The organism is Cedecea sp., assembly GCF_036500665.1.
In the GTDB taxonomy this organism is placed as follows: domain Bacteria; phylum Pseudomonadota; class Gammaproteobacteria; order Enterobacterales; family Enterobacteriaceae; genus Cedecea.
Window position 1 is genome coordinate 108,535 of record NZ_DASYBS010000113.1, and the last position, 24,021, is coordinate 132,555.

The 24,021-nt window shown below is 53.5% G+C and carries 20 protein-coding genes; 10 read left to right on the forward strand and 10 right to left on the reverse strand.

Annotated features, from left to right (window positions below; all coding sequences use genetic code 11):
• Positions 1-56: 56 nt before the first annotated feature.
• The gene (gene mutT / locus VGM55_RS19460) at positions 57-446 is read left to right on the forward strand and encodes an 8-oxo-dGTP diphosphatase MutT (protein WP_154187193.1); all 390 of its coding nucleotides are present in this window, start codon (positions 57-59) and stop codon (positions 444-446) included.
• On the opposite strand, the gene yacG is transcribed toward mutT, so the two are convergent.
• From yacG to coaE, 3 genes are read right to left on the reverse strand one after another with little or no spacing between them, the layout of a single operon-like run.
• Positions 443-640 carry a DNA gyrase inhibitor YacG gene (yacG, locus tag VGM55_RS19465; RefSeq protein WP_038475555.1) on the reverse strand — a complete coding sequence of 66 codons (198 nt, stop codon included), beginning with the start codon at positions 638-640 and terminating at the stop codon, positions 443-445. The two genes, mutT and yacG, sit on opposite strands and share 4 nt — an antisense overlap.
• A 9-nt stretch (positions 641-649) precedes the next feature.
• Entirely contained in the window at positions 650-1,393 is a 744-nt protein-coding gene (gene zapD / locus VGM55_RS19470) for a cell division protein ZapD (protein WP_331636388.1), read from the reverse strand.
• On the reverse strand, positions 1,393-2,013 hold the full coding sequence (coaE, locus tag VGM55_RS19475; protein ID WP_154187195.1) for a dephospho-CoA kinase: 621 nt from the start codon (positions 2,011-2,013) through the stop codon (positions 1,393-1,395). Before coaE ends, zapD begins: the two co-directional genes overlap by 1 nt.
• A gap of 389 nt (positions 2,014-2,402) precedes the next feature.
• Between coaE and VGM55_RS19480 the strand changes: the two genes are divergently transcribed.
• On the forward strand, positions 2,403-3,446 hold the full coding sequence (locus VGM55_RS19480; protein ID WP_154187196.1) for a GMP reductase: 1,044 nt from the start codon (positions 2,403-2,405) through the stop codon (positions 3,444-3,446).
• Positions 3,447-3,480: 34 nt separating this feature from the next.
• Here VGM55_RS19480 and hofC read toward each other — a convergent pair whose 3' ends face one another.
• The 4 genes from hofC to nadC form a co-directional block, all read right to left on the reverse strand.
• Positions 3,481-4,686, reverse strand: a complete 1,206-nt coding sequence (gene hofC / locus VGM55_RS19485) for a protein transport protein HofC (protein ID WP_154187197.1) — start codon at positions 4,684-4,686, stop codon at positions 3,481-3,483.
• Positions 4,679-6,058 carry a type II secretion system protein GspE gene (gene gspE / locus VGM55_RS19490; RefSeq protein ID WP_154187198.1) on the reverse strand — a complete coding sequence of 460 codons (1,380 nt, stop codon included), beginning with the start codon at positions 6,056-6,058 and terminating at the stop codon, positions 4,679-4,681. The genes hofC and gspE overlap by 8 nt, the downstream gene beginning before the upstream one ends.
• Positions 6,055-6,510 carry a prepilin peptidase-dependent pilin gene (ppdD, locus tag VGM55_RS19495; protein ID WP_154187199.1) on the reverse strand — a complete coding sequence of 152 codons (456 nt, stop codon included), beginning with the start codon at positions 6,508-6,510 and terminating at the stop codon, positions 6,055-6,057. Before ppdD ends, gspE begins: the two co-directional genes overlap by 4 nt.
• A gap of 186 nt (positions 6,511-6,696) precedes the next feature.
• Positions 6,697-7,587: a carboxylating nicotinate-nucleotide diphosphorylase gene (gene nadC, locus VGM55_RS19500; RefSeq protein WP_154187200.1), complete on the reverse strand. Its 891-nt coding sequence runs from the start codon at positions 7,585-7,587 to the stop codon at positions 6,697-6,699.
• A gap of 83 nt (positions 7,588-7,670) precedes the next feature.
• On the opposite strand from nadC, the gene ampD reads away from it, so the two are divergent.
• Positions 7,671-8,234 carry a 1,6-anhydro-N-acetylmuramyl-L-alanine amidase AmpD gene (ampD, locus tag VGM55_RS19505; RefSeq protein ID WP_331636389.1) on the forward strand — a complete coding sequence of 188 codons (564 nt, stop codon included), beginning with the start codon at positions 7,671-7,673 and terminating at the stop codon, positions 8,232-8,234.
• Positions 8,231-9,085 (forward strand): beta-lactamase regulator AmpE, encoded by an 855-nt coding sequence (gene ampE, locus VGM55_RS19510; protein ID WP_154187202.1) that lies wholly within the window; start codon positions 8,231-8,233, stop codon positions 9,083-9,085. Before ampD ends, ampE begins: the two co-directional genes overlap by 4 nt.
• 92 nt (positions 9,086-9,177) lie before the next feature.
• Here ampE and aroP read toward each other — a convergent pair whose 3' ends face one another.
• Entirely contained in the window at positions 9,178-10,548 is a 1,371-nt protein-coding gene (gene aroP / locus VGM55_RS19515) for an aromatic amino acid transporter AroP (RefSeq protein WP_331636390.1), read from the reverse strand.
• A gap of 537 nt (positions 10,549-11,085) precedes the next feature.
• Between aroP and pdhR the strand changes: the two genes are divergently transcribed.
• The 6 genes from pdhR (at position 11,086) to yacL (ending at position 22,212) form a co-directional block, all read left to right on the forward strand.
• Positions 11,086-11,850: a pyruvate dehydrogenase complex transcriptional repressor PdhR gene (pdhR, locus tag VGM55_RS19520; RefSeq protein WP_154187203.1), complete on the forward strand. Its 765-nt coding sequence runs from the start codon at positions 11,086-11,088 to the stop codon at positions 11,848-11,850.
• A 241-nt stretch (positions 11,851-12,091) separates the two neighbouring features.
• Positions 12,092-14,755 carry a pyruvate dehydrogenase (acetyl-transferring), homodimeric type gene (gene aceE, locus VGM55_RS19525; RefSeq protein ID WP_331636391.1) on the forward strand — a complete coding sequence of 888 codons (2,664 nt, stop codon included), beginning with the start codon at positions 12,092-12,094 and terminating at the stop codon, positions 14,753-14,755.
• 14 nt (positions 14,756-14,769) lie between these two features.
• Complete coding sequence (aceF, locus tag VGM55_RS19530) at positions 14,770-16,656, forward strand: pyruvate dehydrogenase complex dihydrolipoyllysine-residue acetyltransferase (RefSeq protein WP_331636392.1); 1,887 nt, start codon at positions 14,770-14,772, stop codon at positions 16,654-16,656.
• A gap of 175 nt (positions 16,657-16,831) precedes the next feature.
• Positions 16,832-18,256: a dihydrolipoyl dehydrogenase gene (lpdA, locus tag VGM55_RS19535; protein WP_154187276.1), complete on the forward strand. Its 1,425-nt coding sequence runs from the start codon at positions 16,832-16,834 to the stop codon at positions 18,254-18,256.
• 782 nt (positions 18,257-19,038) lie between these two features.
• The gene (gene acnB / locus VGM55_RS19540; protein WP_331636393.1) at positions 19,039-21,636 is read left to right on the forward strand and encodes a bifunctional aconitate hydratase 2/2-methylisocitrate dehydratase; all 2,598 of its coding nucleotides are present in this window, start codon (positions 19,039-19,041) and stop codon (positions 21,634-21,636) included.
• 213 nt (positions 21,637-21,849) lie between these two features.
• The gene (yacL, locus tag VGM55_RS19545; RefSeq protein ID WP_038475512.1) at positions 21,850-22,212 is read left to right on the forward strand and encodes a protein YacL; all 363 of its coding nucleotides are present in this window, start codon (positions 21,850-21,852) and stop codon (positions 22,210-22,212) included.
• A 37-nt stretch (positions 22,213-22,249) separates the two neighbouring features.
• Here yacL and speD read toward each other — a convergent pair whose 3' ends face one another.
• The gene (gene speD / locus VGM55_RS19550; RefSeq protein WP_331636394.1) at positions 22,250-23,044 is read right to left on the reverse strand and encodes an adenosylmethionine decarboxylase; all 795 of its coding nucleotides are present in this window, start codon (positions 23,042-23,044) and stop codon (positions 22,250-22,252) included.
• 27 nt (positions 23,045-23,071) lie between these two features.
• On the reverse strand, positions 23,072-23,926 hold the full coding sequence (gene speE / locus VGM55_RS19555; RefSeq protein WP_331636395.1) for a polyamine aminopropyltransferase: 855 nt from the start codon (positions 23,924-23,926) through the stop codon (positions 23,072-23,074).
• Between the last annotated feature and the right edge of the window lie 95 nt (positions 23,927-24,021).

A 24,021-nucleotide genomic window follows, 5' to 3' on the forward strand; every position in this document is an offset into this window, starting at 1 on the left:
ACAACCCTGGAAAGGCGCAGCTTGCTGCGCCTTTTTTACGCGTGGAGTTTGAGAATATGAAGCAACTGCAAATCGCCGTCGGCATTATCCGTAATCAGCAGGGTGAAATCTTCATTACGCAACGTGCTGCCGATGCACACATGGCTAATAAATGGGAATTTCCCGGCGGGAAAATTGAGGCTGGAGAGTCGCCAGAGCAGGCGGTGATCCGCGAACTACAAGAAGAAACCGGCATTGTGGCGCAAAGTGCCAGCCTGTTTGAAACCCTGGAATATCAGTTTCCCGATCGCCATATTTCGCTGTGGTTTTATCTGGTTGAACAGTGGGAAGGGGAACCCTGGGGGAAAGAAGGGCAGCCTGGGCGCTGGATTTCTCAAAGTGAGCTCATCGCCGACGAGTTTCCGCCAGCCAATGAGCCCGTTATTTTAAAGCTGCTGAACGCTTAGCGCTCCTGCTCTTCGCTCCAGCCTTCGCTTTCAGAAAGGTCGCCGCTGCTCGGAATACGTTTTTCCTCTGCGGCCCATTCTCCAAGATCTATAAGCTGGCAGCGTTTGCTGCAGAATGGCCGATAAGGGCTGCTCTCGTTCCAGATAACGGCTTTACCGCAGCCGGGGCAATTGACGATAGTCTCTTCGCTCATGTTTTTTCCTTAGCAGCAGGCCAGCTCGAAATCGAGACGTTCAGGCACCAGGCCATGTTCTGAATCCAGCGGCAGAAAACGAATCGCAAAACGGCTTTTATGGCCGGAGATTTGCGGATAAAGCCGATCGTCCAGGCTAAGATGCAGGCGCAGCAAGTCTGCATCATCGCCGTTGTCCTGGTAGAAACCATTGAGGCTGGTCTGTTTACGAAACGGCGCTGAGTTGCGAATGATATCCAGCAGTAAATCGAGAGATTGCTTTACAGGCTCCAGGCTATTCATCCAGAAATCTATTTGAGCATCTCGCTGCTCCTGCGGCAGATAAAGCCAGATATGCAGCGTGGGCAGATCAAAGCTACAGCAGCCTCCAGGGATGCTAAGACGCTGTCTTACCAGCGCAATCAGCCGGTCCTCTCGCAGCACCTGCCCGATACGTGGAGCAGCCATTAATACGCTGCCGCAACTTTCCAGCTGGCTACGCAGTGAGTCGATGCGCTGCATATCAACGCCGGGTACTTCTGACCAGCTCAGCAGTTTGCGCTGCTGCCTGCCTAATTCTTTAAGGATTTCGGTGCGGATTTCGCCCCTTTCAAATACATCCAGCAAGTCACCGACGTTACGAAAAAAATGCAGTGCTTTAGCGCTGTCATTGACCGGAAGCGATGACTGTAGCTGTTGGATCAAAAATTCAATGCGCAACCATGTGCGCATTTTTTCATTCAGTGGATGTTCGAAAAGAACCTGAGTGCTCATTATTCTGTTTCCTGTTGTGCGGCCTGGGCAGCCAGTTTCAGGTACTGGCGATGCAGGCGGTCAACATGCACGACAACGTCTTGGGGGCTGCCGTCATTATTAATTATGTCATCTGCAACGGCGAGACGAGCTTCCCGGGATGCCTGAGCGGCCAGGATCTGCTGCGCGTGCTCGCGAGAGACATTGTCCCGCAGCACGGTACGCGTAATCTGGGTTTCGGGAGAGACATCCACCACCAAAACCCGGTTCGCTTTTTGTTGCAGGTTATTTTCTACCAGCAGCGGGACTACCCACAGCACGTAAGGTGAAGTGGCGCGGGCAATTTCATCACGAGTTTGCCGCTGGATTAAGGGATGCAGCAGGTTATTGACCCATTGCTTTTGCTGTGGGGAACTAAAGATCTCTTCTCGCAACGCCCGGCGATTCAGAGCACCATCTTCCTGAAGGATCTGCGGACCAAAATGTTGAGAAATGAGAGCTAACGCATGCTGTCCAGGTTCAACAACCTCGCGGGCAATCACATCAGCATCAATGACGGTGACTCCTGAACGGGAAAATGCATCGGCTACGGTACTTTTACCACTGCCAATCCCCCCCGTAAGCGCTACCGTGTAAACCATAAATAATCGATCCTGATGCTATTATTTATCAATGAGATAAAAGTCATTCTGCCGGGTATTTTTAGATGAGTCAGGCTCAAATAAAAATAAACAATATCCCGTCCGTGTGCGTTTTACCGTTTACCAGGTAAATTTAATCGATTGTAGCGTAAAAAAGTCGGTTTTCGCAGTCTTGCGGAGTCATTATTACTGCGTATGATAGCGTCACTGGAGTTGGCTGTTGTTCGCTCATTGTACTTTACGCCACAGGTGCGTTTATCGCGCTTGCTCGCCCCAGTCCCTTACTTATGTAGGCCCGGGGCCCCGAGCTTGTTGCCTTCCTGTGATTTAAATTATTAAGAGCCTACCGCCGATCGCGTTCATCGCCATTCGACCCAGGGATCTGCAACATGCGTATTGAAGAAGATTTGAAGTTAGGTTTTAAAGACGTTTTAATTCGCCCAAAACGCTCCACCCTTAAAAGCCGTTCTGACGTTGAACTGGAGCGTCAATTCACATTCAAACACTCCGGCATTGCATGGTCTGGTGTTCCGATAATCGCGGCCAATATGGATACGGTTGGTACGTTCGCGATGGCGCAGGCGCTGGCCTCTTTCGACATTCTTACCGCGGTGCATAAGCACTACTCTGTTGAGGAGTGGAGCAATTTTGTTAAGTCGGTGCCGGAAAACCTGCTGCGTCATATCATGGTTTCAACCGGCACCTCCGATGCCGATTTTGCTAAAACTAAGCAGATTCTGGCCCTGACTCCGGCGCTGAAGTTTATCTGTATCGATGTTGCGAACGGCTACTCTGAGCACTTCACGCAGTTTGTCAGCAAGGCGCGTGATGCATGGCCTGATAAAGTTATTTGTGCGGGTAACGTTGTGACCGGTGAGATGTGCGAAGAGCTTATCTTGTCCGGTGCGGATATTGTTAAAGTTGGTATTGGCCCGGGCTCTGTGTGTACTACCCGAGTTAAAACCGGTGTGGGTTATCCTCAGCTTTCTGCGGTAATTGAGTGTGCCGATGCGGCTCACGGCCTCGGTGGTCAGATAGTCAGCGATGGCGGCTGTACTGTGCCTGGTGATGTGGCTAAAGCTTTTGGCGGCGGCGCCGATTTCGTCATGCTGGGCGGTATGCTGGCAGGCCACGAAGAAAGCGGCGGTACCGTTGTTGAGGAAGAGGGGGAGAAGTTTATGCTGTTCTATGGCATGAGTTCTGAATCAGCCATGACTCGCCACGTTGGCGGCGTTGCGCAGTATCGCGCAGCAGAGGGTAAAACCGTGAAATTGCCGCTGCGTGGCCCGGTTGAACACACCGCACGCGATATCCTCGGCGGTTTGCGCTCGGCCTGCACCTATGTGGGGGCTTCTCGCCTCAAAGAGCTGACTAAACGCACCACCTTCATCCGCGTAGCGGAGCAGGAAAACCGCGTTTTCAATAGCCTCTGATGAGATGGATGGCGCAGCAGCCGATGCTGCGTCATCACCCACCGCTCATGGCATCCCCCATCTGGAAAATGGGCAGGTACATCGCGATAACCAGCGTGCCAATAATTAGCCCAATCACAAGCATCATGAGCGGCTCCAGCGTGGCGGCAAGGCTTTCGGCTAGCTCCTGCGTTTTTTCATAGTGCCAGCGTGCTAAGCGCTCAAGCATCGAATCCAGCGACCCCGATTCTTCACCGATGCGAACCAGCTGTTGGCAGAGTGGTGTAAAATGGCCTGAATTTTTCATCGCGCTCCAGAGAGGTTGCCCTTCAGAAACTCGGGTTCGTACTTCGGCAATCTGTCGTTGCCAAAGCCTCTGAGTGAGCGTTTTTTCTACCGCCTCAAGCCCTTGCAGTAGAGGGATCCCGGAATGCTGAGATAGCGTGAGCACGGTGAATATCTGGCTCAGTAGCTGTCCCCGTCTTAAGGGAGCAATCACCGGTATTTTTAACAGCAATAATTGTTCTTTTTCCTGCAGGTTGGGGCGGGTGCGGCGAATACTCCACCCAATGAGGGAAAGAACGGTAGCTGCGAGGACACACCAGCCACCCCGGGTCGCTACCCATTCTGAAGCGCTCATGACGACCTGTGTTATTACGGGCAGAGGGGCATTAAAGGTGCGGTAGATGTTGGCGAATTCAGGCAACACAAATCCTATCATTCCTGCCGTAACGAGCAGCGCAACAAGCAGAATAAACAATGGATAGCGTAAAGCTTTCACGACCTTTTTAGTGAGCTGATGCTGCTGTTCTTGCTGCTCGGCCAGTCGCTGGCAGCATTCGGCAAGTCTGCCGGTAAGTTCCCCCGTGTGCAGTAAGGCGATAAACAGCGGAGGGAAGATGCGAGGCCACTGTTTGAGCGTTTCTGAAAGCGCCACACCTTGCGATACCTGCATCTCAATATGCTGTAATAAGGCTGACCATTCAGGTTTCGGATGTTGACGTGCAATCAGCAACAGCGCGTCCGTTAACGCGATACCCGCGTGGAGCAACGCTGCAAGCTGCCGAATAAAGTCAATTTTCTGCTGGATGTGCCAGCACGCGCTCCCGGCTCGGGCTGATTTTTTAACCGAAAGCAGCTGGAGCTGCCGGTTGCTGAGATCTTCCTCCAGGGCTTCGCGTTCAACGGCAAAGGTGGCGCCAGTCTCCAACTGCCCATGAGGATTAATCGCCTTCCAGCGCCAGAGCAGATACTTAGGCATTGGGTACCCCTAATACCCGGTAAACCTCTTCCAGAGTGGTATGCCCATTCTTTACCGCCAGGCAGCCGCTTTCGAATAGCGTTCTCATGCCTTGTTTCCTGGCAAGCGATTCTATTTTGCTGGCTGACTCACCGTTGGTGATTGCCGCACGTAGGGAAGCAGACACAGGCATAATCTCAAACAGTGCCGTTCGCCCGTAATATCCTCCGTAACACCGTTCGCAGCCTGCCGGGATCCAGTTCGGCAGAGTCGATGGCCAAAGATGGCCAGGTAATTTTATGGGAGGATCGCTAAATTTTTTGCAATGTGGGCAAAGTTTTCTCACCAGTCTTTGAGCAACAATGATGTTTACGGCTGAGGCAATCATCCACCGTGGAATGGACATCTGTTCAAGCCGGACAAGCGTTTCAACGGTGGAGTTGGTATGAAGCGTCGACAGCACCAGGTGGCCAGTTTGGGCCGCTTTAATCGCAATTTCGGCCGTTTCTCCGTCTCTGATTTCACCGATCATAATGACGTCTGGATCCTGTCGCAGTAAGGCGCGCAGAACGTTCTGAAAGGTGAGCCCGGCCTTAGGGTTTATTTGCGTTTGGTTTAGCCCTTCTTGTGGAATTTCGATGGGGTCCTCCACGCTACAGACATTGATATCTGGTTGGTTAAGATTGTCCAGAGCGCTGTAGAGTGTAATGGTTTTTCCGCTGCCTGTTGGTCCAGTCACCAGAATCATACCCTGTGGGGCACTGAGTGATTGTCTGAACTGCTCCGCTTCGTTTTGCGACATGCCCAATGAAGGGAGATCGCTATTTTGCCTGCTTTGCTGGAGAAGCCGTAAAACGACCTTTTCTCCATGGCGGCAGGGTAGCGTCGAGATGCGAAATGAGGCTTTTACATCCCCGACCAAATAATCCATTTGCCCATCCTGAGGCACGCGCTTTTCTGCGATATCCAGATTGGCAAGGATCTTGAGTCTTGCTGTCATAGGGGCAACCATTGCATGAGCCAATAATGGTTGGCACTGCAACACACCATCGATGCGTAGCCGAATGCGATAGGCCTCTTCAAAGGGTTCAAAATGAATATCAGAGGCGCGTTGCTGGATGGCCGAAGTAAGGGTTGCGTTTAATAGCGTGACCACTGAACTGCCGTACTCGTGTTCTGAAGGTATGGGGGATTCCCGGTTCTGCCATTTCTCCAGCTTCTCAACAGGCCAGACTTCCACCTCAATATGCTTATTGCAGAGAAAACGCAACGCTGCGTACATTTGCTCACTGGGGGTGTCCTGGGCCGCAATCCGTATCGTATCCGGCATCTCTTCCACTAACACTGCGTTGTAATGCTGGCAAAGTGAGTGAAGCTGTTCTCTTGTGTTCATTCGTCAGCTCCTGCTCTGTTGTCGTCAAAGCGGAATACGTCTTCACAGGCCTGTTTAAGGGCAGAACTGTTGCCCGCGCTACAGCTTCGCGTCCAGCCTGTTACGCCGCTGGTATCGCTCCACTGCGGGGTAAAAATTGCCGTCAGCCCGCTCAGTGATTCTTGTCCGCTGAGCGTCACGACGCCGCTGGCTACGCTCATTGTGCCGACGTAACGCGTCGTTTTGGTTTCCGCAATACCATTACTGCCAGCATGACAGCCAGTGATGCCTCCGTGTTCTATGGCGCAGAGTTCGATAGCGGTACGATAGGGTAAAAAGGTTTGCAGCATATCGGTTAGTGCCGCTTTGCGAAGATAGTTCTGGTAGGTGGGAATACCGATGGCGCTAAGAATCGCGATGATACCTATCACCACCATGAGTTCGATTAGCGTGAAACCTTGTTGTTTGTTCATTTGTCACCCCGTCTGTTAGAGAGCAACACTGTGCTGAACCGGCGAAGCGATAGCGAATGAGGAAATCAGTATTCGGGACAGGGCTTCAGCGTTAGTTATAGATATTGTGTTTATCAACAACTGAAATGGAAGTGACCACGCAAAAAAACACGGGCGTCGTGCAAGCACGCCCGTAGAGACAGGTTGTCAGCGGAAACGCATAGAAAGATCGAGCGCGCGTACGTGCTTAGTCAGTGCACCTACGGAAATATAATCCACGCCCGTCTCGGCAAAGGTCCGCAAGGTTTCTTTCGTTACATTGCCGGAGACTTCAAGGCGGGCTTTACCCCGGGTCAGCGCGACGGCCTGGCGCATCTGCTCAACGGTAAAGTTGTCGAGCATGATGATGTCGGCACCGGCTTTCAGCGCCTGCTCCAGTTCATCCAGCGATTCAACTTCGACTTCTACCGGAACGTCCGGGTGCATCCAGAAGGCTTTTTCCACCGCCTGACGAACAGAGCCGGAGGCAATGATGTGGTTTTCCTTGATCAGGAAGGCATCAGAAAGCCCAAGACGGTGGTTGTTGCCTCCCCCACAAAGTACGGCATATTTCAGCGCGGTACGCAGGCCTGGCAGAGTTTTACGCGTATCCAGCAGCTCTGTTTTCGTCCCTTCTAGCAGCGCGACGTAACTATGGACTTCACTGGCGACGCCAGAAAGCGTTTGTACAAAGTTAAGCGCCGTCCGTTCGCCGGTTAACAGAACGCGGGCAGGGCCGTTAAGCTCAAACAGCGGCTGGTTACTGGTCACTTCTGTCCCGTCTTCTACATGCCAGGTCACCGTGACATCTCCACCGAGCTGAATGAAGACTTCCTCTACCCAGCGTTTTCCACAAAAAATGCCATTTTCTCGCGTGATGACGACCGCGTGTGACATGCTTTCTGGTGGCAATAATTGCGCGGTGATGTCGTTATTAGGATCGACCTCACCACCCAGATCTTCGCGCAGCGCCTGCGCTACAGCGCGGGGAATATCGAGAGTAATCCGTTCGAGTAGCTCGTCACGTCGGCGGTCAGGGTTATAACGGCGGGGCGGCATGGTAAAACTCCGGAATGAATAAGTTAGTATCGTTTCATGCTACTCTGATGCGACCTCAAGTACCACTCTAAGGAGAACCTCTAATGCAGCTTAAAGACGGCTGGCTGGTGGGGGTAAAACATCTGCCATCCCCGCATGTTGACGGCCGACCGGAAGAGGAAAATCCCTCGTTGCTGGTGGTGCACAATATCAGTTTGCCACCGGGTGAGTTCGGTGGCCCATGGATTGATGCGTTATTTGCCGGAACGCTCGATCCTGAGGCTCATCCTTACTTTGCCGGTATTTCACATTTACGCGTCTCTGCCCATTGCCTGATTCGCCGGAACGGTGAAATTATTCAGTACGTGCCTTTCGATAAGCGAGCCTGGCATGCGGGCGTTTCAAGCTATCAGGGAAGAGAAAAGTGCAACGACTTTTCCATCGGTATTGAGCTTGAGGGGACGGATACGCTGGCCTATACCGATGCGCAGTATAACCAGTTGACAGCTTTAGCTAAGTTACTGATTCAGCACTATCCTGATATAGCGAAAAACATCACGGGCCACAGCGATATTGCTCCCGGTCGTAAGACCGACCCAGGCCCTTCGTTTGACTGGCCGCGCTTTCTGGGAGCGGTTGAAAAGACTACTGACAAGGAGAGCACATGACCCTGTTTACCTTGCTGTTGGTCCTGATGGGCGAGCGATTGTTCAAGATGGGCGAACACTGGCAGCTGGATCACCGTCTTGAAGTGCTGTTTGGGCGGGTGAAGCATTTTTCTCTGCTGAGAACGCTGTTGATGACAGCCGCGTTTATGGCCGTGGTTTTCCTGATTACCCGCGCCCTGCATGGGCTGCTGTTTAACGTCCCGCTGCTGGTGTTCTGGATTGCGCTCGGCGTGCTGTGTATCGGGGCCGGACAGGTCAGGCTGCATTACCATTCTTACCTTAAAGCCGCGAGCCATGATGACGTGCATGCCCGTGATGCAATGGCGAGCGAGCTCACGCTGATTCATGGTGTTCCGCCAGAGTGTAGCGAACGTGAATACCTGCGTGAGCTGCAAAACGCGCTGCTATGGATTAACTTCCGTTTCTATCTTGCCCCGTTATTTTGGTTTGTGGTTGGCGGAGTCTGGGGGCCGGTCACGCTTGCGGGCTATGCTTTCTTACGAGCATGGCAGACTTGGCTTGCCCGGCATCATACGCCGCATGAGCGCCTGCTCTCGGGAATTGATGGCATTCTTCACGTTCTGGACTGGGTGCCTGTTCGCCTGGTTGGGGTCGCTTATGCTCTGCTGGGCCACGGCGAGCGGGCGCTTCCCGCGTGGTTTGCTTCTCTTGCCGACAGGCATACTTCTCAGTATCAGGTCCTGACGCAGCTGGCGCAGTACTCGCTGGCACGAGAACCGCATCAGGATAAGATGAAAACGCCGAAGGCCGCGGTTTCTCTGGCGAAGAAGGTTTCGCTGGTGATTGTTGTGGTGGTGGCTTTACTGACTATCTACGGTACGTTGGTTTAGCGTAATCTGGCTTACACTAAAACGCCCCGCATTTGCGGGGCGTTTTGCTTACAGACAAAGAGATAAAGCGTGGCTTTGCCTCTTTGTGGTTATCAGGCTTTAGCGGTTTTTAGACTCTTCTGTTTAATGAAGTAGCCGATCCCCAGAATAACGATCCATACCGGAATCAGGTAAACCGAGATAGCCATGCCCGGCGTTATCAGCATGATGACCAACACCGCAACCATAAACAGCAGGCAGACCCAGTTTCCTAACGGATAGAACAGAGCAGGGAAGCGGGTTTTGACCCCTTGCTGCTGTTTTGCACGGCGGAACTTCATGTGTGCCAGGCTAATCATCGCCCAGTTGATTACCAGCGCGGAAACCACCAGCGCCATCAGCAGACCAAACGCGGACTCCGGTGCCAGGTAGTTAATCAGCACGCAGAGCGCGGTAAAACCGGCGGAAACCAGAATGGTGTTCACCGGTACGCCGCGCTTGTCGACGCTTTTCAGCAGCTTAGGCGCGTTACCCTGCTGGGCCAGGCCGAACAGCATACGGCTGTTGCAGTAAACGCAGCTGTTGTAAACCGACAGCGCAGCGGTGAGCACCACAACATTCAGGGCATTGGCAACGAAGGTATCGCCCAGCTCATGGAAGATCAGTACAAACGGGCTGGTATCTGCGGTGACGCGCGTCCACGGCAGCAGAGACAGCAGAATCGCCAGTGAACCCACATAGAAAATCAGAATACGGTAGATAACCTGGTTGGTCGCTTTTGGAATGCTCACTTCCGGATTGTCTGCTTCGGCAGCGGTAATGCCCACCAGCTCAAGCCCGCCGAAGGAGAACATGATGATAGCCATCATCATGACCAGCCCGGTGATGCCGTGCGGCAGAAAGCCGCCCTGATCCCAAAGGTTGCTGACAGAGGCTTGCGGGCCGCCGTTGCCGCTAAACAACAGCCAGCCGCCGAACAGAATCATGGCAATAACGGCCACGACTTTAATGATGGCGAACCAGAACTCCATCTCACCAAAGACTTTAACGTTGGTTAAATTGATGGCGTTGATAGCAACGAAGAACACCGCCGCCGTGGCCCAAGTGGGGATCTCCGGCCACCAGAACTGGATGTATTTACCGACCGCCGTCAGCTCCGCCATGGCAACCAGGACGTACAGTACCCAGTAGTTCCAACCTGAAGCGAAGCCTGCGAAACCGCCCCAGTATTTATAAGCAAAATGGCTGAATGACCCGGCTACCGGCTCTTCAACGACCATTTCACCAAGCTGGCGCATAATTAAAAAAGCAATAAATCCGGCGATAGCATAGCCGAGAATAATTGCCGGACCTGCGGACTGGATGACGGATGCACTGCCCAGAAACAGGCCCGTCCCGATAGCTCCACCCAGCGCGATAAGCTGAATGTGGCGGTTTTTTAGGCCGCGTTTCAGCGTGTCGCCGTGCTGTTGACCTTCCATCATGTAACCTCGTTATGGTTAATGTCTGCGCTACATTGACGCGGATGTAATTGTACTATTCCGTAAGGTGTAGTCTTTTTTTTACGGCTATCAATTATGAATTTTGCGGATAGGGCTACCGCACCGCAAAGAATAGTGATAAGCGGAGGCGTTTGCACCTGCTTTCTGCCACTGCTCTGACGAGTTGGATAAAAAGAAACCATTTGTAAAAAAGGGAGGAGGAAAATGCGCTGGCGGGATACCCCCATGCCGGTTGTGTTGAACGCTGAAAAAGACGTTTATTAGCCGCTTCTCTCGGTTGTTTTTGAAAAATATATCGTTTCATAAACGTTAACTTACCGCTTTGGGGGTAAACACGAGTTAGTCGGCAGGTTATGGTTTTGAAAAGCCCTTCTTTTGTTATTGTTAAAATGTGCCTGCTTTCATGATTTCAATCAAAACCAATATGGACAGAAGGTGAATACTTTGTTACTTTTAGCCCCACGAACGTGAAATTGGTCTTACCAATTGACTCCGGGCTAATGGCAGAGATAGGGAACGATGGCCTACAGCAAAATCCGCCAACCAAAATTATCCGATGTGATTGAGCAGCAGCTGGAGTTTCTCATCCTTGAGGGCACTCTGCGCCCCGGCGAAAAACTTCCACCTGAACGCGAACTGGCGAAACAATTTGATGTTTCCCGTCCTTCACTACGCGAGGCCATTCAGCGTCTCGAAGCGAAGGGTTTGCTGCTTCGTCGCCAGGGCGGCGGCACTTTTGTCCAGAACAGCCTTTGGCAAAGCCTGAGCGACCCGCTGGTCGAGCTGCTTTCTGACCACCCCGAATCCCAGTTTGATCTGCTAGAAACCCGTCATGCACTTGAGGGAATTGCTGCGTATTACGCAGCCCTGCGTGGTACAGAGGAAGATCTTAAGCGCATCAGCGATTGCCATATCGCTATCCAGCAGGCTCAGGAATCCGGCGATTTAGACGCCGAAGCCGATGCCGTCATGCAGTATCAAATTGCCGTAACCGAAGCCGCCCATAATGTGGTGCTTCTGCATTTACTGCGCTGCATGGAGCCGATGCTCGAACAAAACGTTCGCCAGAATTTTGAATTGCTCTACGCGCGCCGCGAGATGTTGGCGCAAGTGAGCAGCCATCGCGCCAGCATTTTTGCGGCGATTATGGCTCGCCAGCCGGAGCAGGCGCGAGAAGCGTCGCATCGTCACCTGGCGTTTATTGAGGAAATATTGCTGGATCGCAGCCGTGAGCAGAGTCGTCGTGAACGTTCTCTCCGTCTCCTTCAGCAACGTAAGGATTAAGCGCCCAATTTTAGAGCGCGGCAACTAAACCAGAACCTGTCTTATTGTGCTTTTAGTTGTTCAAAATAATTTTGGCTGTATCGCGGCGGCAAGCGCGTGAATCCCCGGGAGCATAGCTAACTATGTGACCGGGGTGAGGAAGCGCAGCCAACAAAGAGACAGCCGAAAGAATGAAGAACAAAGAGTGCAATGGGACAGGTTCCAGATAAATCAACGTATTAGACAGATAAGGAATACCCCCATGTCAGAACGTTTCCCAAATGACGTGGATCCGATTGAAACTCGCGACTGGCTACAGGCGATCGAATCGGTTATCCGTGAAGAAGGTGTTGAGCGTGCACAGTATCTGATCGATCAGCTGCTGTCCGAAGCCAGCAAAGGCGGCGTGAAAGTTGCAGCTTCTGCAGGTGCTCGTAACTATGTGAACACCATTGCCGTTGAAGATGAGCCGGAATATCCGGGCAATCTGGATCTGGAGCGCCGCATTCGTTCAGCTATCCGCTGGAACGCCATCATGACCGTTCTGCGCGCGTCCAAGAAAGACCTGGAGCTTGGCGGCCACATGGCTTCCTTCCAGTCTTCTGCCACCGTTTACGAAGTGTGCTTTAACCACTTCTTCCGTGCTGCCAACGAGAAAGACGGCGGCGATCTGGTGTACTTCCAGGGCCACATCTCTCCGGGCATCTATGCACGTGCCTTCCTGGAAGGACGTCTGACCGAAGAGCAGATGAACAACTTCCGTCAGGAAGTTCACGGTAAAGGCCTGTCTTCTTACCCGCACCCTAAACTGATGCCAGAATTCTGGCAGTTCCCGACCGTTTCTATGGGTCTGGGCCCAATCGGTGCGATCTACCAGGCTAAATTCCTGAAATATCTGGAACACCGTGGTCTGAAAGATACCTCCGAGCAAACCGTTTACGCCTTCCTGGGCGACGGTGAAATGGATGAGCCAGAATCTAAAGGGGCGATCACTATCGCGACCCGTGAGAAGCTGGACAACCTGTGCTTCATCATCAACTGTAACCTGCAGCGTCTGGATGGTCCGGTCACCGGCAACGGTAAGATCATCAACGAACTGGAAGGCATCTTCAGCGGTGCTGGCTGGAACGTTATCAAAGTGATGTGGGGCGGTCGTTGGGATGAGCTGCTGCGTAAAGACACCAGCGGTAAACTGATCCAGCTGATGAACGAAACCGTTGACGGCGACTACCAGACCTTCAAATCCAAAGACGGCGCCTACGTACGTGAGCACTTCTTCGGTAAATATCCTGAAACCGCCGCACTGGTTGCTGACTGGACTGATGAGCAGATCTGGGCGCTGAACCGTGGTGGTCACGATCCGAAGAAAGTCTATGCTGCACTGAAAAAAGCGCAGGACACCAAAGGTAAAGCGACCGTTATCCTGGCCCACACCATCAAAGGTTACGGCATGGGCGATACCGCTGAAGGTAAAAACATCGCTCACCAGGTGAAGAAAATGAACATGGACGGCGTGCGTTACATCCGCGACCGTTTCAACGTTCCAGTGACCGATGAGCAGGTAGAAAACCTGTCTTACATCACCTTCCCGGAAGGCTCTGAAGAGCACAAGTACCTGCACGAACGTCGTCAGGCGCTGAAAGGCTACCTGCCAGCTCGTCAGCCAAACTTCTCCGAAAAACTGGCACTCCCTGCGCTGGAAGACTTCTCTCAGCTGCTGGAAGAGCAGAACAAGGAAATCTCCACCACCATCGCCTTCGTTCGTGCCCTGAACGTGATGCTGAAGAACCCGTCTATCAAAGACCGTCTGGTTCCAATCATCGCCGATGAAGCGCGTACCTTTGGTATGGAAGGTCTGTTCCGTCAGATTGGTATCTACAGCCCGAACGGTCAGCAGTACACCCCGCAGGACCGTGAGCAGGTTGCATACTATAAAGAAGACGAGAAAGGTCAGATTCTGCAGGAAGGGATCAACGAACTGGGTGCTGGCGCATCCTGGCTGGCTGCTGCGACCTCTTACAGCACCAACAACCTGCCGATGATTCCGTTCTACATCTACTACTCCATGTTCGGTTTCCAGCGTATCGGTGACCTGTGCTGGCAGGCTGGCGACCAACAGGCTCGCGGCTTCCTGGTCGGCGGGACTTCCGGTCGTACGACCCTGAACGGTGAAGGTCTGCAGCACGAAGATGGCCACAGCCACATTCAGTCTCTGACTATCCCTAACTGTATCTCTTACGACCCGTCTTACGCGTACGAAGTGGCCGTCATCATGCACGACGGTCTGACCCGTATGTACGGTGAAGCGCAAGAGAACATTTACTACTACATCACCACCCTGAACGAAAACTACCACATGCCGGCGATGCCAGCAGGTGCCGAGGAAGGTATCCGTAAAGGTATCTACAAACTCGAAACCGTTGCAGGTAGCAAAGGTAAAGTTCAGCTGCTGGGCTCCGGTTCTATCCTGCGTCACGTGCGTGAAGCAGCGCAGATCCTGGCGAACGACTACGGCGTGGGCTCCGACGTGTATAGCGTAACTTCCTTCACCGAACTGGCACGTGATGGCCAGGACTGTGAGCGCTGGAACATGCTGCACCCAATGGAAACTCCGCGCGTTCCTTACATCGCTCAGGTGATGAGCGACGCTCCAGCGGTAGCTTCCACTGACTATATGAAACTGTTCGCCGAGCAGGTTCGTACTTACGTACCGGCTGATGATTATCGCGTACTGGGCACCGACGGCTTCGGTCGTTCTGACAGCCGCGAAAACCTGCGTCACCACTTCGAAGTTGATGCTTCTTACGTGGTCGTAGCGGCCCTGGGCGAACTGGCTAAACGTGGCGAAATCGATAAGAAAGTAGTTGCAGACGCAATTACCAAATTCAACATCGATGCAGAAAAAGTTAACCCGCGTCTGGCGTAAGAGGTAAAGAGACAATGGCTATCGAAATCAAAGTACCAGACATCGGCGCTGATGAAGTTGAAATCACCGAGATCCTGGTCAAAGTTGGCGACAAAGTTGAAGCTGAACAGTCGCTGATCACTGTAGAAGGCGACAAAGCCTCTATGGAAGTTCCGTCTCCACAGGCTGGCGTCGTAAAAGAGATCAAAGTCTCTGTCGGCGACAAAACCGAGACCGGCAAACTGATTATGATTTTCGATTCCGCCGAAGGTGCAGCAGCCGCTGCACCTGCTAAGGCAGAAGAGAAGAAAGAAGCCGCGCCGGCCGCAGCACCTGCTGCCGCTGCTGCAAAAGAAGTTAACGTGCCGGACATCGGCGGTGACGAAGTAGAAGTTACCGAGATCATGGTGAAAGTGGGCGACACCGTTGCCGCTGAACAGTCTCTGATCACCGTAGAAGGCGACAAAGCTTCTATGGAAGTCCCTGCTCCGTTCGCGGGCGTGGTTAAAGAGATCAAAATCAGCACCGGCGACAAAGTGTCTACCGGCTCCCCGATCATGGTCTTCGAAGTGGCGGGTGCTGCACCTGCTGCCGCTCCAGCACAGGCTGCTGCTCCGGCTGCTGCTGCCGCACCTGCGGCTTCCGGTTCTAAAGAAGTTAACGTGCCGGACATCGGTGGTGACGAAGTTGAAGTCACTGAAGTGATGGTCAAAGTGGGCGACAAAGTTGCCGCTGAGCAGTCACTGATCACCGTTGAAGGCGACAAAGCTTCCATGGAAGTGCCTGCGCCATTCGCCGGTACCGTGAAAGAAATCAAAATCAGCACCGGCGACAAAGTGTCAACCGGCTCCCTGATCATGGTCTTCGAAGTGGAAGGCGCTGCGCCTGCTGCGGCCCCGGCTGCTGCACCAGCTCCAGCCGCTGCGGCACCAGCCCCGGCAGCAAAAGCCGCGGCGCCAGCTGCTAAAGCAGAAGGCAAATCTGAATTCGCTGAAAATGACGCGTACGTTCATGCGACTCCGCTGATCCGTCGTCTGGCTCGCGAGTTCGGCGTTAACCTGGCGAAAGTGAAAGGCACCGGCCGTAAAGGTCGCATCCTGCGCGAAGACGTTCAGGCTTACGTGAAAGACGCTGTTAAGCGCGCTGAAGCAGCTCCGGCTGCGACCGGCGGCGGTTTGCCGGGCATGCTGCCATGGCCGAAAGTAGACTTCAGCAAGTTCGGCGAAATCGAAGAAGTGGAAATGGGCCGCATCCAGAAAATCTCTGGTGCTAACCTGAGCCGTAACTGGGTGATGATCCCGCACGTTACCCACTTCGACAAAACCGATATCACCGATCTGGAAGCGTTCCGTAAGCAGCAGAACGACGAAGCCGCTAAGCGTAAGCTGGACGTGAAGTTCACCCCTGTGGTGTTCATCATGAAAGCCGTTGCGGCCGCGCTGGAGCAGATGCCTCGCTTCAACAGCTCCCTGTCCGAAGATGGCCAGAAGCTGACGCTGAAAAAATACATCAACATCGGTGTGGCGGTTGATACCCCAAATGGTCTGGTTGTTCCGGTCTTCAAAGACGTGAACAAGAAGAGCATCACCGAGCTGTCTCGCGAACTGATGGCTATCTCCAAGAAAGCTCGCGACGGCAAGCTGACCGCTGGCGAAATGCAGGGCGGCTGCTTCACCATCTCCAGCCTGGGTGGTATCGGGACAACTCACTTCGCGCCGATTGTTAACGCGCCAGAAGTGGCTATCCTGGGTGTCTCCAAGTCTGCAATGGAGCCGGTCTGGAACGGTAAAGAGTTCACGCCGCGTCTGATGATGCCAATGTCTCTTTCCTTCGACCACCGCGTAATCGACGGCGCTGATGGGGCTCGCTTTATCACCATCATCAACAATATGCTGTCTGATATTCGCCGCCTGGTGATGTAATTGAAAAGCCGGCCAATCGGCCGGCTTTTTTCTGATAATCTCATGTGGTTTGTGAGGTTATTGGCGAAAGCGACAATTCGTGAGCCGTTTGTTGTTTCAAAATTGTTAACAATTTTGTAAACTGCGGGCGGATAGAACGACCCGGTGGACGACGGGTATAAATTAAGAGGTCATGATGAGCACAGAAATCAAAACTCAGGTCGTAGTACTTGGGGCAGGCCCGGCAGGTTACTCCGCAGCATTCCGCGCCGCGGATTTAGGTCTGGAAACCGTCATCGTAGAGCGTTACAGCACCCTCGGCGGTGTTTGTCTGAACGTCGGCTGTATCCCTTCTAAAGCGCTGCTGCACGTTGCTAAAGTTATCGAAGAAGCAAAAGCACTGGCCGAGCACGGCATCGTTTTCGGTGAGCCGAAAACCGATATCGACAAAATTCGTACCTGGAAAGAAAAAGTTATCACTCAGCTGACCGGCGGCCTGGCGGGTATGGCCAAAGGCCGTAAAGTGAAAGTGGTAAACGGTCTGGGTAAATTCACCGGGGCTAACACCCTGGAAGTGGAAGGCGAAAACGGTAAAACCGTGATCAACTTCGACAACGCTATCATCGCGGCGGGTTCCCGTCCGATCGAGCTGCCGTTCATTCCTCATGAAGATCCACGCGTGTGGGATTCCACAGATGCGCTGGAGCTGAAATCCGTACCTAAACGCCTGCTGGTAATGGGTGGCGGTATCATCGGTCTGGAAATGGGCACCGTGTACCATGCGCTGGGTTCAGACATTGACGTGGTTGAAATGTTCGACCAGGTTATCCCGGCTGCAGACAAAGACATCGTTAAGGTCTTCACCAAACGCATCAGCAAGAAATTCAACCTGATGCTGGAAACCAAAGTGACTGCCGTTGAAGCGAAAGAAGACGGCATCTACGTTTCCATGGAAGGCAAAAAAGCCCCTGCAGAACCACAGCGTTACGACGCGGTTCTGGTGGCTATCGGCCGCGTGCCGAACGGTAAAAACCTTGATGCAGGCAAAGCCGGCGTTGAAGTGGACGACCGTGGCTTTATCCGCGTTGACAAGCAGCTGCGCACCAATGTTCCTCATATCTTTGCTATCGGCGACATCGTCGGTCAGCCAATGCTGGCACACAAAGGTGTTCACGAAGGCCACGTTGCCGCAGAAGTTATCGCCGGGATGAAGCACTACTTCGACCCGAAAGTGATCCCATCTATCGCTTACACCGAGCCAGAAGTTGCATGGGTTGGTCTGACCGAGAAAGAAGCGAAAGAAAAAGGCATCAGCTACGAAACCGCCACCTTCCCGTGGGCAGCTTCTGGCCGTGCTATCGCTTCCGACTGCGCAGACGGCGTGACCAAACTTATCTTCGACAAAGAGACTCACCGCGTTATCGGTGGGGCGATTGTCGGGACCAACGGCGGCGAGCTGCTGGGCGAAATCGGTCTGGCTATCGAGATGGGCTGTGACGCAGAAGACATCGCGCTCACCATCCACGCTCACCCGACGCTGCACGAATCCGTTGGCCTGGCGGCTGAAGTGTTCGAAGGCAGCATCACCGACCTGCCAAACGCGAAAGCGAAGAAAAAGTAACTTTCTGCGTTTGATAAAGCGGCCCTCCGGGGCCGTTTTTTTTGCCTGTAAAAGGCCGCCCTTGCGAGCGGCCAGTAGCTTAATTGCCCAGGTTCAAAACGAACTGAACGCTAATGTCTGAAATATTCCAGCCACCCTGGCTCAGCGAAAGCAGCGAACCTAACAACAGAAGCAGCGCGTACAGCAAACGCATTTCCATTGCGTGTATACCCTTTTGGGCTACGGCGATTCCTTCTTCACCGGGAAAGGCAGAATCAGGCAAGTGTACAGGACTTACCACGTAGAGCGGTTGAGCTGCTCCCGAACCCGATGACTGGCTGCTACACCAGCGAAGCAGGCCGTCGTCGAATGTAGGTTATAAGAGTGCGCTCAGATATGGGTATTTTAAGTTTGCAGTGGCTTGCATCCTCTTTTAGATGTTTGTTCGCAAAATAAACAAGATGCCTTGCAACCACAAACTGATAAGGGCATTATCGTCCTCGTACTGGACTTGCCACAAAACATCTCCTGTCATCGTGTGCTACCACTTTGTCAGGGCAAACGAACCGCCGAAAGGCGGTTTTTTTGGGCCTGAACGTCATATCAAAAAGTAATCTATTCCCCCTTAACGATTCAGCAACGTTTTAATGTTGCTTTTTTGTAAACAGATTAACACCCCCTGAAAATCCTGCTATGCTGCCCGACGCGGTACCGGGCATTTACCCTACAAACTGCTGTCTCACAGGAGCGTGAAGAGAGAGATCCGGTGGCGCCAAATGACAATGAGAGCGAGGAGAACCGTCGTGCTAGAAGAATACCGTAAGCACGTAGCTGAACGTGCCGCAGAAGGGATTGTTCCAAAACCCTTAGATGCCACCCAAATGGCCGCACTGGTTGAGCTGCTGAAAACCCCACCCGCAGGTGAAGAAGCATTCCTGTTAGATCTGATTACTAACCGTGTACCGCCGGGCGTTGACGAAGCCGCCTACGTGAAAGCAGGTTTCCTTGCTGCCATTGCCAAAGGCGATGCCACTTCCCCGCTGATCTCCCCTGAAAAAGCCATTGAACTGCTGGGCACCATGCAGGGTGGCTACAACATTCATCCGCTGATTGACGCGCTGGATAACGAAAAGCTGGCACCGATTGCCGCCAAAGCGCTGTCCCACACGCTGCTGATGTTCGATAACTTCTACGACGTAGAAGAGAAAGCCAAAGCGGGCAACACCTACGCTCAGCAAGTGCTGAAGTCCTGGTCTGAAGCCGAGTGGTTCCTGTCTCGCCCTAAACTGGCCGAGAAAATCACCGTTACCGTCTTTAAAGTCACCGGTGAAACCAACACCGATGACCTGTCTCCTGCGCCGGACGCATGGTCCCGCCCGGACATCCCTCTGCACGCCCTGGCGATGCTGAAAAACGCCCGCGAAGGCATTGAACCGGATCAGGCTGGAGCTATTGGCCCGATCAAGCAGATCGAAGCGCTGCAGAAAAAAGGTTTCCCGCTGGCCTACGTGGGCGACGTTGTGGGCACCGGTTCTTCCCGTAAATCCGCCACCAACTCCGTGCTGTGGTTTATGGGTGACGACATCCCGAACGTGCCGAACAAGCGCGGCGGCGGCGTCGTGCTCGGCGGCAAAATCGCCCCAATCTTCTTTAACACCATGGAAGATGCCGGTGCACTGCCGATCGAAGTTGACGTAAATGACCTGAATATGGGCGATGTGATCGACATTTACCCGTACAAAGGCGAAGTGCGTAATCACGACACCAACGCGGTGATCGCCAACTTTGAACTGAAAACCGACGTGCTGCTGGACGAAGTTCGCGCCGGCGGCCGTATTCCGCTGATCATCGGCCGTGGCCTGACGACCAAAGCGCGTGAAGCGCTGAGCCTGCCGCACAGCGAAGTCTTCGTTCAGGCGAAAGACGTTGCTGCCAGCACCCGTGGTTACTCGCTGGCGCAGAAAATGGTTGGTCGCGCCTGTGGCGTAGATGGCGTGCGCCCTGGCGCTTACTGCGAGCCGAAGATGACTTCCGTAGGCTCCCAGGACACCACCGGCCCAATGACCCGTGATGAGCTGAAAGACCTGGCTTGCCTTGGCTTTTCCGCTGACCTGGTGATGCAGTCCTTCTGTCACACCGCCGCTTATCCGAAGCCGGTTGACGTGACGACTCACCACACCCTGCCTGATTTCATCATGAACCGTGGCGGCGTGTCTCTGCGTCCGGGCGATGGCGTCATTCACTCGTGGCTGAACCGCATGCTGCTGCCGGATACCGTTGGCACCGGCGGTGACTCCCACACCCGTTTCCCTATCGGGATTTCATTCCCGGCGGGTTCTGGCCTGGTGGCGTTTGCCGCCGCGACCGGCGTTATGCCTCTGGATATGCCGGAGTCCGTGCTGGTTCGTTTTAAAGGCAAAATGCAGCCGGGCATTACCCTGCGTGATTTGGTGCATGCTATTCCGCTGTACGCTATCAAACAGGGCCTGCTGACCGTTGAGAAGAAAGGTAAGAAAAACATCTTCTCTGGCCGCATCCTGGAAATCGAAGGTCTGCCGACGCTGAAAGTTGAGCAAGCGTTTGAGCTGACCGATGCTTCCGCCGAGCGTTCCGCCGCAGGTTGTACCATTAAGCTGGATCGCGAGCCGATCGAAGAGTACCTGAACTCCAACATCGTGCTGTTGAAGTGGATGATTGCCGAAGGTTACGGCGACCGTCGTACGCTTGAGCGCCGTATTCAGGGCATGGAAAAATGGCTGGCCGATCCGCAGCTGATGGAAGCTGACGCTGACGCAGAATACGCGGCAGTGATCGAGATCGATCTTAACGACATCAAAGAGCCTATCCTCTGCGCACCAAACGACCCGGACGATGCTCGTCTGCTGTCCGACGTTGCCGGTGAGAAGATTGACGAAGTGTTTATCGGTTCCTGCATGACCAACATCGGCCACTTCCGTGCTGCCGGTAAGCTGCTGGACAGCCACAAAGGTCAGCTGCCAACTCGCCTGTGGGTGGCTCCGCCAACCCGTATGGACGCGGCTCAGCTGACGGAAGAAGGTTATTACAGCGTGTTCGGTAAGAGCGGGGCGCGTATCGAAATTCCTGGCTGTTCCCTGTGTATGGGCAACCAGGCGCGCGTGGCAGATGGCGCGACGGTCGTGTCGACTTCAACCCGTAACTTCCCGAACCGTTTGGGCACCGGGGCGAACGTCTTCCTGGCGTCCGCAGAGCTGGCCGCCGTTGCTTCCCTGCTGGGCAAGCTGCCAACGCCTGACGAGTACCAGACCTTTATGGCTCAGGTTGATAAAACGGCGGTAGATACCTACCGTTATCTCAACTTTGACCAGCTTTCTCAGTACACTGAGAAAGCGGACGGCGTTATCTTCCAGACCGCGGTATAAACAGCAAAACCATCTCTGAAGAGACTGTTTTTAGTGTTTGCACCCTCTCCTACGGGAGAGGGACGGGGTGAGGGCATCAGACCGCAGGGTCCCGCTCTCACCTTTTTATTTTCATTCCTCCCACCTCCCACGCTTTTTTTCTTCCTCTCGACTGCGATAATTAAGCCTATAAGCGTGGGTGAGGATTTCCCCCGCGATGTAGAGGAAACAGCGATGGACTATGAATTTCTGCGTGACATCACCGGCGTGGTGAAGGTGCGTATGTCGATGGGGCACGAGGTTGTCGGCCACTGGTTTAATGAAGAAGTGAAGGGCAACCTGGCGCTTCTGGATGAAGTCGAGCAGGCCGTACTCTCGGTGAAAGGCAGCGAACGTCAGTGGCAGCGTGCCGGGCATGAATATACCCTGTGGCTGGACGAAGAAGAGGTGATCGTCCGTGCCAATCAGCTGGAAATCTCCGGCGATGAGATAGAAGAGGGGATGAGCTATTACGACGAAGAAAGCCTCTCTTTTTGCGGCGTAGAGGATTTTCTGCAGGTGGTTAACGCTTACCGGGAATTCCTGCAGCAGCGTTGAGTAACGTGGAGCCCCGGGCGCTCCACGTCATCAAGATTTATACAGCCGGAATGTTGCGGCCGTAGTAGATTTCGCGCATCTCTTTCCACAGCAGGTCGGCGATCGTTTTTCGTTCTTCGGCACTCAACTCCTCAGGTTTGGCGTTAAACAGGTAGTGTTTGAGGTCAAACTCTTTCAGCAACATCTTGGTATGGAAGATGTTCTCCTGGTACACGTTGACGTCCACCATGTCGTACAGCGCCTTCATATCGTCGGACATAAAGTTCTGAATTGAGTTTATCTCGTGGTCGATGAAATGCTTCAGGCCGTTCACATCGCGGGTAAAGCCGCGTACGCGATAGTCGATGGTCACGATATCGCTTTCTAGCTGGTGAATCAGGTAATTGAGCGCGTTCAGCGGAGAAATCACCCCGCAGGTCGACACTTCTATATCGGCCCTGAAGGTGCACAGGCCGCCTTCAGGATGGCTTTCCGGGTAGGTGTGAACGCAGATATGGCTCTTATCAAGATGCGCGACAATCGCGTCCGGTAGCGGGCCTGGATGCTCTGACTGGTCGATACTCTGTGGGTCGACGGGCTCTTCACTCACCAAAATAGTGACGCTTGCGCCCTGGGGATCGTAATCCTGACGGGCGATGTTCAGGATATTGGCGCCGATGATGGAGCAGGTCTCGCTGAGGATTTCCGTCAGGCGGTTAGCGTTATACAGCTCGTCGATATAGGCGATGTAGCCGTCACGCTCGTCGGCGGTTTTGGCATAGCAGATATCGTAGATACAAAAACTCAGGCTTTTGGTCAGGTTGTTAAAGCCGTGCAGTTTCAGTTTTTTCAATTTTTTATCGTCTCCAGAGGGCGGCTGTCAGGAGAGCGCATCCAGCAAATACTGCGGTAGCGCAAACGCGGCCGTGTGGACTGCAGGGGTATAGTAGCGGCAGGAAATGCCGGCTTTATGAAAGCGTGCCTGAATGATTTCGCTCGATAAGTGACGAAGCGCCGGGTTATCGGTTGCCCATGCAAAGGTCATGATGCCGCCAAAATAGGTCGGTATAGCCGCCAGGTAAAAGCTGACGTCGCCAAAGTAGTGGCCCAGCTTGCGGTGGCTGTCGATGGCTTCATCCTGCTGCAGGAAGCAAACGCCGTTCTGGGCAACGAAGACCCCGCCAGGATTCAGGCAGCGCTTGCAGCCCTGATAAAAATCAGAGGTGAACAGGCTTTCTCCCGGCCCGATAGGATCGGTGCAGTCCGAGATAATCACATCGAAGGTCTGGGTGGTCTGGTTAACAAAGTTGACGCCGTCGTCGATAACCAGCGTAAAACGCGGGTCGTCATAGCTGCCGGCATTATGGTTCGGTAAATACTGGCGGCAGAAGGCCACAACGCCAGCATCGATCTCCACCATGGTTATCGTCTTCACGCCTTGATGCCGGGACACCTCGCGCAGCATAGCGCCGTCACCACCGCCGATAATCAGCACGTGCTCCGCCTTGCCGTGCGCCAGCAGTGGAACGTGGGTCATCATTTCGTGATAGATAAATTCATCGCGTTCGGTAGTTTGAACCACGCCGTCCAGCGCCATCACACGGCCAAAAGCCGCATTTTCAAAGATGATCAGATCCTGGTGGTCGGTTTTTTCGTGGTAAAGAACGTTGTCGATGGCAAAGTACTGGCCAAACTTGTCATGCAGCGTCTCTTGCCACACGGTTGGGTGGGTCATCGGGGATGCCTCCTCTGTTAACACCGTGGTCAATCTGGCGTAACATAATAGCCAACATTGACCGTGGGTGCACGGTCAACATTTCAGCATCGGCG